This is a genomic window from Roseibium limicola (assembly GCF_017313085.1).
Lineage (GTDB): Bacteria > Pseudomonadota > Alphaproteobacteria > Rhizobiales > Stappiaceae > Roseibium > Roseibium limicola.
The window spans coordinates 39,278-51,952 of the sequence record NZ_JAFLNF010000006.1 but is presented as its reverse complement, the minus strand read 5'-3'; the positions used below and the strand labels follow the sequence as shown (position 1 = coordinate 51,952).

The window sequence follows — 12,675 nt, the reverse complement described above, 5'->3', positions numbered from 1 at the left end:
CAGCTCTCCTATCCGCCAGAAAGCATCAACCGCGGAGGCATTCCGACAAGTCGTTCCAGACGGACTGGCGGCAGATGAGATTATGGGAGAGTTCGAAGCGATCGACGAAGCGAATGCCCGAGAAGGCTTGACCGTCGACCCAGCCGCCGGAGAGAAAGCCGCGACAAAAGACAACAGGCCCGTTCTCTCCCATGCAGACATCGAAACCCTCGAACGTCTTGGTGATCGTGCTGTAGCGGGTCCTGCTCCAGGCAACCATTTCATTGAGGTTTTCAAACCGGACGCCGCCCGGAAAGCTCATCTCCATGTCGTCAGATAAAAAGTGCCGAGCTCGCGCAAGATCGCGGTTTTCCATTGCCGACAGAAAACTGCGAACAATCTCCACCGGATCCGCCACCGCAGCGCCAGGCTGTTTGGTGAGACCCCCGCGCATGTAGTTGTCCGGCTTCACTTCTTCCGTCGCGACGATGATCACGTCTTTCGGCGCATCGATTACCAGACGAACCGCATCTGTCAGGACTCGCCCTAATCTGCGCCGTACTTCGGCACCATATCCCTCGATCAACAACACTCGAACCACCGGCATGACATCCCTCCGATTTTTCTCAAACCGCCTTAATTGACATAATGGCATATTGATATACTATTTAATTTGAATAAGGAGACATTTCCAATGGTTGAGCCCACCAATCTGGAGAAAGCCCGCAGCGAGCGCCCTCAAAGCGCCCGACTGACCTCCTCCGGTCCGGTGCCGCTTTATCACCAGATCTTCCTGATCCTGCGCAACCGGATCTACGGTGGCGACCTCAGCGAAGGTCATCTCGTGCCAAGCGAGCTGGATCTCTCTACCGAGTTCGGCGTCTCCCGCATCACCGCCAAACGCGCCCTCAACGAGCTGGCAGACGCTGGTCTGGTGATCCGTGAGCGCGGCCGAGGAACACGCGTTCTGAAGCGCCCGCCTTCCCCCGCTGTGACATCTTCGATTGAAGGCTGGCTGGAAAATGTCTCACTCATGGGCCTGGCAACCGAGGCATCGGTTCTGGACTTCAGCTATGTGCCGGCCAGCGATGACATCGCCCACGCACTGGAAGTCAATCCGGGCGATGAAGTGCAGCGCGCTGTGCGCGTCCGCCGCCTCAACGGCGAGCCCATGTCCTACCTGATCACCTATGTACCGGCCGACATCGGCCGACAATATGATCATGATGAGCTGAACCGCATCCCGCTTTTGCGCCTTTTGGAGCGCGCTGGGGTTGCCGTCGACGCCGCACAGCAGACAATCACCGCAACACTGGCCGATGGCGAAATCGCCGCGGCGCTGGAGACCCATCCGGGCAACCCGCTGATTGAGGTACGCCGCGTTGTGCGCGACCGGTCGGAGCGTCCAGTGGAGTACATCCGCGCCCTCTACCGGCCAGATCTCTACCATTTCGAATTGTCCATGCGTCGAGTCACGGAAGATGGCGATGCGCGATGGACAACAACAAGCTCCGCTCCGATCCCGGCCGGCGGCGGATAAAAGCTAGGGGAACACCGGGTCAATCCGATGCCGTCGGCAGACGGCCAAATCGGGAGGTTTTGCATAATGACAGATACTATGAAATCCGGCGGCCTCGGTCGTCGTCAATTCCTGAAAAACTCCGGCGTCGCGGCTCTTGGCCTTGGCGTCACGGGCTTTCCCTCCGTCCTGCGGGCGCAGGCAGCTCCGGTAAAGATCGGTCTGGTTCATCCAGTATCCGGCTTTATCGCCTTCTCCGGCAGCCAATGCCGTGAAGGTGCCTTGATGGCCATTGCCGACATCAACGCAGCCGGCGGCATCAAGTCGCTGGGTGGCGCTCAGGTTGAAGCGGTTCTTGCCGACAGCCAGGGCAAGCCTGAAATCGGCGCCAGTGAAGTTGGCAAGATGGCGGAAGAAGGCGTCGCAGGCATCGTCGCCGGCTACTCCTCTGCCATCTCTCTGGCGACATCGCAGGAAGCCGCCAAGACCAACACGCCGCATGTGGTGGATGTAGGTGTATCCGACAGCATTATGTCTCGCGGACTGGAAAACACTTTCCGCTTCGGTCCCGGCTACGGAAACATCGCGAATTTCGCGGTCGACAACCTGAATGCCATCAATCAGGCGTCTTCCTCTCCGGCCAAAACGGCCATGATCATCCACGAGGAATCCGTTTTCGGCACCGGCACAGCCAACCTGCTGTCCGAACGCCTGCCGTCCATCGGCATCGATGTGGTCGACGTGATCAAACACGCCAACCCGACACGCGACTTCACCAACATCGTGCTGCAGTTGAAGTCCAAGCAACCCGACCTCATCATTCCAGCCAATTACTACAACGAATATGTGCTTCTGGCCCGCACCATGCGCCAACAGCGTATCGAGGCCAAAGGCATCTACTCCGTGCTTGGCGGGGCAGCGTCGAACTACAAGTTCGTCAACGAATTTCCGGAAGCTGCCGACCTGATCATGGATTGTAACCATTGGTTCAACCCGAAGTCGGAAGTTGCCATGCAGCGCAAGACGGCAGCCGAAGCCAAGGGACTGATTTACACCTACGAGGTGTTCCTGGCCTACAACGCCGTCCTCGGGCTGGTCGACGCCATCGAACGTGCCGGCACCACCGACAAGGCGGCCGTGAACGAAGCGCTGGCCGGGTCCAATCTGGACATGTCCTACATGCCTTATGCGGCTACAAAGATGGAAAACGGCCAGAACATGGGGGCCGCTCCGGTCAACACCCAGGTTCAGAACGGCGATATCGAAGTGATCTTCCCTTCGGAGTTCGCTTCCGCCGAAACCGTCTTCCCGATGAACGGCTAACCGTCTGAAACCATAATAACGACCGCCGGGTGAACTCCGCCCGGCGGCGCCTTCCAGGGTGCGGTCCAAAATGCCAGATCTCGCGATTGTTCTGCCGTCCGTTCTCAACGGACTAACCACAGGTGCGCTCTACGCCCTGGTCGCCCTAGGGCTGACCCTGATCTACGGCGTACTCCACATCATCAATTTCGCCCATGGCGCTCTGCTCATGCTGGCGCTCTACGGCGTCTATTTCCTGAACACCGTGCTGGGGGTAGATCCCTATGTGGCGCTGTTCATCGTGCCACCGGTGATGTTTGCTATCGGCTACACGTTGCAGCGCCTCGTCATCACCAAGGCCAGCCATGGTCGGGATGAAAACATTCTTCTGGTGACGCTTGGTCTGGCAATCATCATCGAGAACCTGGCGTTAATGGGCTTCAGGTCCGACACACGGATCATCGATACGCCCTACTCATTCGAGGTTTTCGAAATCCTCGGCACCTTCATTCCCCAGCCCAAGGTCTACGCCTTCATTGGCGCCGTGGTCACGGCCGGGCTTTTCTGGCTGGTGATCAACAAGACGGACCTGGGCCGCGCCATCCGGGCGCTGGCCAAGGAACCCAAGGGGGCACGGCTGGTCGGCATCAACACCAACCATGTCTTCGCCATGAGCTTCGGTCTCGGCGTCGCCTGCCTTGGCGTTGCCGCCTGTCTGCTGCTCCCCACCTATTACGTCAGTCCACATGTCGGACAAGGCTTCGTGCTGGTGGCCTTCACCATCGTGGTTCTCGGAGGCATGGGCTCCTTCGTCGGCGCTCTTCTTGGCGGACTGATCATCGGAGTCGTCGAGGCACTTGGGGGGCTGTTCCTCGGCGAAAGCCTCGGCCAGATCGGCATCTTCGTCATCTTCATCGTGGTGCTCATCTTCCGGCCCACCGGCCTGCTCGGACACAAGGTGTAAGCCATGAGACAACTCGCTCTTCTTGTGGCGCTTTTCGCAGCTCTCGCCGTTGCGCCCATCTTTATCCACTCTGCCGTGTGGATGAACCTCATCATCATGGTGCTTTATGCCGCCCTACTGGGGCAGGCCTGGAACATCCTCGGCGGCTATGGTGGCCAGTTTTCCTTTGGCCATGCCGCCTTCTTCGGAACGGGCGCCTACACCATCGCCGTGCTGCAGGTTCAGCTGGGCATCAACCCCTGGGTCGGCCTGGTCGCCGGAGGCATGCTGGCCATGCTCGTCGCCGCGTTCATCGGTTTCTCGACATTCCGCTATGGGCTGAAGGGGTCATACTTTGCCCTGATCACACTGGCATTTGCCGAGGTACTGCGGATCCTGTCCAACTCCGTCCCCTTCACCGGCGCCGGTGTAGGTCTCTTGATCGAGCTGAACCCGTCTGCGGCCAACATGCAGTTTGTCGACAAGGCCAGCTACTTCTGGCTGCTTCTGGCAATCACTTTTATTGCATTCCTCACCGTCTGGTGGATTGGCAACTCCCGCTTCGGCGCCCAGTTGATGGCGGTGCGTGACAATGAAGATGCCGCGCGGGCCCTCGGCGTGGATCCGTTCAAGGTCAAGATGAGCGCGATCCTGCTCTCCGGCCTGTTTTCCGGCCTCGCCGGGTGCTTTTATGCCCAGTACTTCCTCTACCTCGACCCGTCGATTGCCTATGGATCCTCTGTCTCGGTGGAGAGCTTGCTGGTGCCGATCGTTGGCGGTCTGGGCACATTGTTTGGCCCGCTATTCGGAGCCATTGCCCTTCACACTCTGTCCGAAGTGACACGCAGCGTTATCGGCGATCTGCCGGGGGCCAGTCTTGTGCTCTACGGCATCCTCCTGGTGTTGGTGATCCTCTTCTCGCCACGCGGCCTTTCTGGCCTCATCAACTCCCTGACAGGCCGTGTCCCAGCGTCCAAGAAGAAGGAGGAAAACAATGGCTGATGCTGCCAATACGCAACAACCAATAACGCAAACTCCGATGCTGGAAGTCAAAGGCATCTCCAAGAGCTTTGGCGGACTGAAGGCCTCCAACGACATCCGTCTGGATGTTCCGGCTGGCAAGATCACCTCGCTTATCGGCCCGAATGGCGCCGGTAAGACAACGCTGTTTGCACTGATCACCGGTTTTCACACACCTGACAGCGGCAGCGTGTCGTTTCTGGGTCAGACAATCACCGGCCTCGCCCCGCAGGATATCGCCAGACGCGGCATGATCCGCACCTTTCAGATCGTGCAGCCATTCCGTGGCCAGACCGTGCGCGAAAACATCGCCGTCGGTGCTCATCTGAACATCCGTTCCCGCAGGCAAGCCCTGGAAAAGGCCGAGGCTGTTGCCATCAAGGTCGGTCTTGGGGATCGGTTGGACCGGGATGCCGCAGCGCTGACCGTGGCCGGACGCAAACGACTGGAAGTGGCGAGAGCGCTAGCGACCGAGCCGAAGTTGATCCTGTTTGACGAGGTGCTTGCCGGACTTAACCCTTCGGAGATCCGCGACATCATCCCGGTGATCCTGTCCCTCAAGGACGACGGCATCACGATCTTGCTCATCGAGCATGTGATGCAGGCGGTGATGAGCCTGTCGGAATACACCTGGGTGCTCAATCAGGGCACGCTGATCGCAGAGGGTGTCCCGCGCGATGTGGTCCAAGACCCGCAGGTCATCGAAGCCTATCTCGGCAAGGGCATGGCGGCTCGTATGGCCGCGCAATCAGCCGCCGAAGAGGAGGCGCACAATGCTTGAGATCCAGAACCTCAAAGGGGGATACGGCGCTGTCGAAGTGCTGCGCGGGGTTTCTTTTGACATAGAAGCAGGCGAGATCGTTGCTCTGCTCGGCTCCAATGGTGTCGGCAAGACCACGGTCAGCTCCATCCTCTCCGGACTGATGAAGCCCTGGTCCGGAGAAATCCGCTTTCAGGGTGAGCTGCTGAACGGCCAATCCTCGGAAGCCATTGTCGAACGCGGGCTCATCCATGTTCCCGAAGGGCGCCATATCTTCCCGAACCTCACCATCCGGGAAAACCTGGAACTGGGCGCCTATCGTCGGGCCAAGAAAAATCGGGCGCGCAACATCGAGAAGGTCACCGCGATTTTTCCGCGTCTCAAGGAGCGCTTCGATCAAAAAGCCGGCACCCTGTCTGGAGGCGAACAGCAGATGCTCGCCATCGGACGCGGCATGATGGCCGAACCGGAACTTCTGATCCTGGACGAACCGTCCATCGGGCTGTCTCCGCTGCTGGTGGAGGAGATGTTCACACTGATCGGACAGCTGAATGCCGATGGCTTGCCCGTGCTTCTGGTGGAGCAGAATGTGCTGCAGTCGATGGAAATCGCCAGCCGCGCCTTCGTCATGGAAAACGGCGAGATCTCACTATCCGGTCCAACCAAAGACCTGATGAATGATCCGGAGCTGAAACGCTCCTACCTGGGGCTGTCATGATGGCCACAACACTCGCACAAAAGATTGTCGCCCGAGCAGCTGGACTGGATCATGTGACGCCCGGTGACGTGATCACCTGCCAGGTCGATCTGGCGATGATCCACGATAGCGGCGGCCCGCGTCGGGTCGAGCCGATCCTGCAGGATCTGGGCGTTGGTCTCTTCGACAAGGACAAGGTCGTGCTGATCTCCGATCACTTCGTCCCCGGAGATACGGATGAAGGCGCGCGCATTCTTGAACTCACCCGACAATGGGCCAAACAGCGGCAGGTCACATTTCATGACGGCGAAGGAATCTGCCACGTCGTTCTACCGGAAAAAGGTCATCTGAAGCCGGGCATGCTTGTCGTCGGGGGCGATAGTCACTCACCGACAGGCGGGGCTTTTGGTGCTTACATGTTCGGTGTCGGCGCGACTGAAATGGCCGGCGTTCTGGCAACCGGCGAGATCTGGTTGAAAGTGCCGCAAACCATTCTGATCGAATGGCAGAACCAACTCTCTCGCGGCGTCACCGCAAAGGACATCATGCTGGCTCTCTGCGGCAAGCTGGGCATGGACGGCGGCCAGTATCAGGCGGTCGAATATACCGGCGAAGCCATTGCAGCGCTGTCGATGCAAGAGCGCATGACGCTTTCCAACATGGCCGCGGAACTGGGCGGACAGGCAGGTCTGATAGGCCCGGACGAAACGACACTGGCGTTCCTCAAACAGGCCGGAGCCGCACTGGATGACGTTGACTGGAGGTCTCTGAAGACCGACGCCGATGCCCCCCTGATGGCCCGTCATGTGTTTGACGCGGCAACCCTGACGCCACAGGTCGCAGCGCCGCACTCTCCGGCCAACTCGGGTCCGGTCAATGAGGCCCCCAAAACCAACATTCAGGTTGCCTATCTGGGCGCTTGTACCGGAGCGAAATACGAAGACCTGAGAAACGCCGCCGCCATCATCAAGGGCAATCGGATTGCCTCCGGGGTCGAGCTTCTGGTGGCACCATCTTCCGTTCAGGACCAAACCCGCGCCGCCAACGACGGTATCATCGGCATACTGGAAGACGCCGGCGCCAAGATCCTGCCGAATGCCTGCGGTATCTGCGCCGGCTATGGCACCCATCGGCTGGGCGAGGACGTTACCTGCATTTCGTCCACGGCACGCAATTTCAAGGGACGAATGGGAGCTGCCTCATCACAGGTCTGGCTCGGTTCGCCGTTCACAGTCGCTGCTTCGGCGGTTGCCGGATACATCACCGATCCGCGCCCCTTCCTGAAAGAGGAGATCGCCGCATGAGCTCACGGCTTTTCCTATTTGGCGACGATATCGACACGGATCAACTCGCCCCTGGACAATACATGAAAGGCGGCATTGAAGAGCTTGCCGCCCACTGTCTGGAAGGCATTCGCCCCGCGTTCGCCAGCTCTGTTTCCGCCGGAGACGTCCTGGTTGCGGGCAAGAATTTCGGCATGGGTTCCTCTCGCGAACAGGCGGCTGAGGCCCTGAAACGCCTCGGTCTTGCCGCAGTGATCGCCCGATCTTTCGCAGGTATCTTCTATCGCAACGCCATCAATCTGGGACTTCCCGTTCTGATCGCCCCTGATCTTCCAGAACTGAGTGACGGCGACATCGTCAGCCTCGATCTGGATCAGGGCACGCTGACCCTCACCGAAACAGGCCGAGTGATCCAGCTGGAACCCCTTCCTGACAATTTGAAGGTGCTGCTCGCCGATGGCGGGCTGGTGCCGCATCTCAAAAAACGCTTCTCCAAGGAGCGCAACAAGGAGCACGGACAATGTGCCTGAAAAAACGCCTGGGGGAGAAAGCCATTCTGTTGGCTCCCGGTATTTACGACCCGCTGACCGGGCTGATTGCCGAACAATCCGGTGCCGAGGCTGTGTATCTTTCCGGTGCGTCCATCGCCTACACGCGGTTTGGCCGACCAGACATCGGTCTGGTATCCATGTCGGAAGTTGCCGACACCATTGCCACTGTGCGGGATCGCATCAAGCTGCCGATCATCGTCGATGCGGACAATGGCTTCGGCAATGCGCTGAATGTTCAGCGCACCGTGCGGACGTTCGAGCGCATGGGCGCCAATGCCCTGCAGCTGGAAGACCAGACGATGCCCAAACGTTGCGGGCACCTGGACGGAAAGTCTCTGATCGCGCTTGAGGAAATGGCAGGGAAAATCCGTGCCGCCTGTGATGCACGCGCCAATGATGAGACGATGATTATCGGTCGCACCGACGCCATCGCCGTCGAGGGATTTGAGGCTGCAGTCGCGCGTGCGGAAGCCTATATCGAGGCCGGAGCCGACATGCTGTTCATCGAGGCGCCGCAATCACTGGAGCAGATGAAGGAAGTCGTCGCGCGCTTCGCCGGTCGGGTGCCGCTGATGGCCAACATGGTCGAAGGCGGCAAGACGCCCATCGTCAATGCCGCCGAGCTGGAGGCCCTCGGCTTCAGCTTTGTCATTTTCCCTGGCGGCGTCGTTCGGGCATTGGCCTGCACTGCCCGCGATTATTACGCCAACCTTCTGGCCGCAGGTTCCAACGAGGCCTTCCGCGACCGGATGCTGGATTTCGCCGGACTGAACGACCTGATCGGCACACCGGCGCTGCTCGAAAAAGGCCGCCAATACGACAAGGGGGCCAACTGATGGCGATTGATCCTGTAACCCTTGCGATCCTCAAAGGCCGTCTGGAGCAGATCGCCGACGAGATGGACGCGACGCTTTTCCGCTCCGCCTTCAATCCGATCATCGCCGAGGCGCATGACGCCTCCCATGGCATCTATGACGCGCAAACCGGCGACACATTGGTGCAAGGCAAGTCTGGCCTGCCTATTTTCGTCGGCGTCATGGCCTTTGCCGTAAAAGCCGTCATCGACAAGGCAACGGCTCAAGGTGGACTGAATGAAGGCGACGTCTGGATCTTCAATGATCCGTATGTCGGCGGCACCCATCTGTCGGACTTCCGGCTGGTCAAACCGATCTTCCGCGATGGCAAGGTGTTCTGCTTCCTTGCCTCCGTGGGCCACTGGCACGACGTCGGCGGCAACGTTCCGGGCAACTACAACCCGGCCGCCACCGAATGCTTCCAGGAAGGCATGCTGATCCCGCCGGTAAAGCTCTACGACAAGGGCGTGTACCGCTCCGACGTGGTCGATATTCTCTCGGCGAACTCGCGTCTGCCGTTGTCGCTGTATGGTGACCTCAACGGCCAGATCAACGCACTCGACCTGGGCGAAAAGCGCATGAAAGCGCTGCTCGATGAATATGGTGACGCGGTACTGGCGGACTCCCTCGGCGAATTGAAATCACGCGCTGCGGACATGATGCGCGCCCAGATTTCCGGCTTGCCGGAGGGCACTGTCTCTGCCGAAGATTTCCTCGACAATGACGGCATCAAGGACGAACCGCTGAAGATCGCCCTTGATCTGACCATCGAAAACGGCCGCATGGTGATGGATTTCACCCGCTCCTCCCCGGCCTGCGCTGGACCGGTGAACATCTCTCGCGCCACGACAATTGCCGCCTGCTATGTGGCTCTAAAGCACATCTTTGGCGATGTGCCGGCCAATGCGGGCGTACTGGAGCCAGTCGACTTCAAGATTGATGACGACAGCCTTCTGTCGGTCAAGGCACCCAAGCCGGTCGGTGGCTACACCGAGACGATCATGCGGTTGATCGACGTTGTCTTTCAGGCGATTTCCCAGCTGGCTCCCAAAGACGCCATGGCGCCTGCCTATGGCACTATCAACGCCTTGTCGCTCGCCGGGCACCGGGCCGATGGCAAGCGCTGGGTGATGTTCTCCTTCTTCGGCGGTGGCCACGGCGCTCATGCGGGCGGCGACGGCCTCAACCACGGCAATGCACCGATTTCCACCGCGACGATCCCGCCGCTGGAAATCCTCGAAAGCGCCTATCCGGTCCGCTTCACGCAATGGGCTTTGCGTCCCGACAGTGGCGGTCCGGGCACCACCCGTGGCGGCCTCGGCGCAACCTATGAGATCGAACTGTTGGAGCAGGACGCCGACGTATTCCTGTTTGGCGAGCGCGGCAAATATGCCCCGAAAGGAATTCTCGGTGGCGGCGACGCGGCCCTCAACCGCTTCACCTATGAGCAGGCCGACGGCGATCACACTCCGCCCATGACCTCCAAGATGATCGGCATCCACATCGAGCGGGGCCAAAAGCTGAAGCTTGAAACCCCCGGTGGTGGCGGCTACGGTGACCCGCGCCTGCGCGACCCGGAAGCGGTCGCCCGTGACCTCGCCCTTGGCTACATCACGCCCGAGGCCGCAACGCGCGACTTCAGCGTGGCGCTCACGGCAGATGGCTCCATCGACATGACAAAAACTGCAGACTTGCGCCGCCAGGAGGCAGCAGAATGAAAAAACCCGCATATGTGACCGGCGTCGACGTCGGCGGAACCTTCACCGACGTCTTCATCCTGGACGAGGCCAACGGCACCATCACCACCACCAAGGTTCCCTCCACCCGCGGCGATCAGTCAAAGGGCTTTATTGAGGGCATCAGCTCCAAGGTCGACAACTTCGCCGAAATTTCCACCGTCGTGCATGGCACCACGGTCGGCACCAACGCCCTGCTGGAGCGCAAGGGTGCCCGCACCGGCATCATCACCACCGAAGGCTTCAAGGACGTTCTGGAAATGCGGCGGCGCGACCGGCCGACCACATGGGGCCTGAAGGGCAGCTTTTCTCCCGTCGTGGAACGCCCCGACCGGGTTGAGGTCGGCGAACGGGTGCTGGCCGACGGCTCCGTTTTGCAGGTGGTGGACGAGGCAGAGGTCAAGGCTCAGGCCGATTTTCTGATGAAAAGCGGCTGCGAAGCGGTCTGCATCTTCTTCATCAACGGCTATGCCAACAACGACAATGAGCGCCGCGCCGTCGAAGCCGTGCGCTCGGTCTGGCCCAACCCCTATGTGACGGCTGCAACGGAAATCCTGCCGGAAATCCGCGAATTCGAACGCCTGTCCACGGCAACCCTGAATGCTTATCTCCAGCCCTCCGTCGCGTCCTACCTGGACCGGCTGGAGAATGGCCTGAAGGCACAAGGCTTCCTCGGCGACATTCTGATCGTTCAGTCGAACGGCGGGGTGATGTCCATTGACACCGCCAAACGCTATCCCGTGCGCACCGCGCTCTCCGGTCCGGCTGCCGGCGTCATCGCGGCAACGGCGATTGCAGACGCCGCCGGGTTCCCCAACATCATCACCTGCGACATGGGCGGCACCTCCTTCGACGTGTCGCTGGTCGCCGGCGGCCAGGCAGCGCTCACGGCACAAACCTCAATCGACTTCGGCATGGTCGTGCGCACGCCGATGATCGAGATCACGACGATTGGCGCAGGTGGCGGCTCGATTGCCGGGGTGGACAAGTCCGGTCTGCTGCAGGTCGGCCCTGAATCGGCCGGGTCCGATCCCGGACCGGTCTGCTACGGCCTCGGTAACACCCGCCCGACCGTGACCGATGCCAATCTCGTCCTCGGCCGCATCAACCCGGACAGGCCCATCGGCGGCAAGCTCGACCGGCTCGACATCGACGCTTCCCGTAAAGCCATCGAGGCGCATATCGCCACGCCGCTAGGACTGACCATCGAAGATGCGGCGGAAGCCATCCTCAAGCTCGCCAATGCCAAGATGGCTGGCGCCATTCGTCTGGTGTCCATCGAAAAAGGCCATGACCCGGCGCAATTCGCCGCCATGCCCTTCGGCGGTGGCGGGTCGCTGCACACAGGTGCGCTGATCAAGGAAGTCGGCCTTGGCTCCGCTCTCGTCCCGCGGTTTCCCGGCGTCACCTCGGCGCTTGGCTGCGTTGTTGCCGACATGCGTCACGACAAGGTCCAGACCGTCAACAAACTGCTCGACCAGATCGACACTGGTGCTCTGGGTACCGAGATGGAAAAGGTTGCCGGCGAAACGGAAGCCCTGCTGGAAACCGCCGGGGTCTCCTTTGCCGGTGTCGACCGGGTGTTTGAACTGGACATGCTGTATCTCGGCCAGACCCATACGGTCACGGTGTCCCTGACCATGCCCGAAGGCGACTTGACGGAGACTGCCATTCGCGGTGCTTTTGAAAAAGCCTATCAGGCTCAGTTCGGGCGCCTGCTCGACGGTATCCCCATGCGCGTGATGAACTACCGCATCGCCGTCATCGGTCGTCGCCCAGGCCTCGATATGACCCTCTTCGCTCCCACTGACGGAAAGTCAGCCGCCGAGTGCGTTCTCGGCAAGCGCATGGTCTATGTCGACGGGCAGTCACATGAGGCGACCGTCTATGAACGGCTGTCGCTAGAAATTGGCGCCCGCATCGATGGTCCGGCTCTCTTGGAACAGTCCGATACCACTATCTTTGTCGATCCCGGCCTGGCTGGTGAAGTGGACCATTTCGGCAACCTGATCATCAAGCCAGTGAGGTGAC

General features: G+C 60.2%; 12 protein-coding genes. 11 read left to right on the top strand and 1 reads right to left on the bottom strand.

The features are described from left to right. Window positions 1–25: 25 nt before the first annotated feature. A complete protein-coding gene (locus tag J0X15_RS13975; RefSeq protein ID WP_206941940.1) occupies window positions 26–586 on the bottom strand; it encodes a tautomerase family protein in 561 nt (186 codons plus the stop codon). Between the two features lie 87 nt (window positions 587–673). Between J0X15_RS13975 and J0X15_RS13970 the strand changes: the two genes are divergently transcribed. The 11 genes from J0X15_RS13970 to J0X15_RS13920 all read left to right on the top strand — a co-directional run bounded on the left by J0X15_RS13970 (window position 674) and on the right by J0X15_RS13920 (window position 12,674). Beyond that, window positions 674–1,519, top strand: a complete 846-nt coding sequence (locus J0X15_RS13970) for a GntR family transcriptional regulator (protein WP_206941938.1) — start codon at window positions 674–676, stop codon at window positions 1,517–1,519. Window positions 1,520–1,585: 66 nt separating this feature from the next. Further along, window positions 1,586–2,821 (top strand): ABC transporter substrate-binding protein, encoded by a 1,236-nt coding sequence (locus J0X15_RS13965; RefSeq protein WP_206941936.1) that lies wholly within the window; start codon window positions 1,586–1,588, stop codon window positions 2,819–2,821. A 70-nt stretch (window positions 2,822–2,891) separates the two neighbouring features. After that, window positions 2,892–3,764 (top strand): branched-chain amino acid ABC transporter permease, encoded by an 873-nt coding sequence (locus tag J0X15_RS13960; RefSeq protein ID WP_206941934.1) that lies wholly within the window; start codon window positions 2,892–2,894, stop codon window positions 3,762–3,764. A 3-nt stretch (window positions 3,765–3,767) separates the two neighbouring features. After that, entirely contained in the window at window positions 3,768–4,745 is a 978-nt protein-coding gene (locus J0X15_RS13955) for a branched-chain amino acid ABC transporter permease (protein ID WP_206941932.1), read from the top strand. Further along, the gene (locus J0X15_RS13950) at window positions 4,738–5,544 is read left to right on the top strand and encodes an ABC transporter ATP-binding protein (protein ID WP_231710424.1); all 807 of its coding nucleotides are present in this window, start codon (window positions 4,738–4,740) and stop codon (window positions 5,542–5,544) included. The genes J0X15_RS13955 and J0X15_RS13950 overlap by 8 nt, the downstream gene beginning before the upstream one ends. Continuing rightward, the gene (locus J0X15_RS13945) at window positions 5,537–6,241 is read left to right on the top strand and encodes an ABC transporter ATP-binding protein (protein WP_206941930.1); all 705 of its coding nucleotides are present in this window, start codon (window positions 5,537–5,539) and stop codon (window positions 6,239–6,241) included. Before J0X15_RS13950 ends, J0X15_RS13945 begins: the two co-directional genes overlap by 8 nt. After that, window positions 6,238–7,524, top strand: coding sequence for a 3-isopropylmalate dehydratase large subunit (locus tag J0X15_RS13940; protein ID WP_206941928.1), 1,287 nt, complete (start codon window positions 6,238–6,240; stop codon window positions 7,522–7,524). Before J0X15_RS13945 ends, J0X15_RS13940 begins: the two co-directional genes overlap by 4 nt. Next, window positions 7,521–8,033, top strand: coding sequence for a LeuD/DmdB family oxidoreductase small subunit (locus J0X15_RS13935; protein ID WP_206941926.1), 513 nt, complete (start codon window positions 7,521–7,523; stop codon window positions 8,031–8,033). Before J0X15_RS13940 ends, J0X15_RS13935 begins: the two co-directional genes overlap by 4 nt. Continuing rightward, the gene (locus J0X15_RS13930; protein WP_206941924.1) at window positions 8,024–8,890 is read left to right on the top strand and encodes an isocitrate lyase/PEP mutase family protein; all 867 of its coding nucleotides are present in this window, start codon (window positions 8,024–8,026) and stop codon (window positions 8,888–8,890) included. The genes J0X15_RS13935 and J0X15_RS13930 overlap by 10 nt, the downstream gene beginning before the upstream one ends. Continuing rightward, window positions 8,887–10,626: a hydantoinase B/oxoprolinase family protein gene (locus tag J0X15_RS13925; RefSeq protein ID WP_209015366.1), complete on the top strand. Its 1,740-nt coding sequence runs from the start codon at window positions 8,887–8,889 to the stop codon at window positions 10,624–10,626. Before J0X15_RS13930 ends, J0X15_RS13925 begins: the two co-directional genes overlap by 4 nt. After that, window positions 10,623–12,674, top strand: coding sequence for a hydantoinase/oxoprolinase family protein (locus J0X15_RS13920; protein ID WP_206941919.1), 2,052 nt, complete (start codon window positions 10,623–10,625; stop codon window positions 12,672–12,674). The genes J0X15_RS13925 and J0X15_RS13920 overlap by 4 nt, the downstream gene beginning before the upstream one ends. The last annotated feature ends 1 nt before the right edge of the window (window position 12,675 follow it).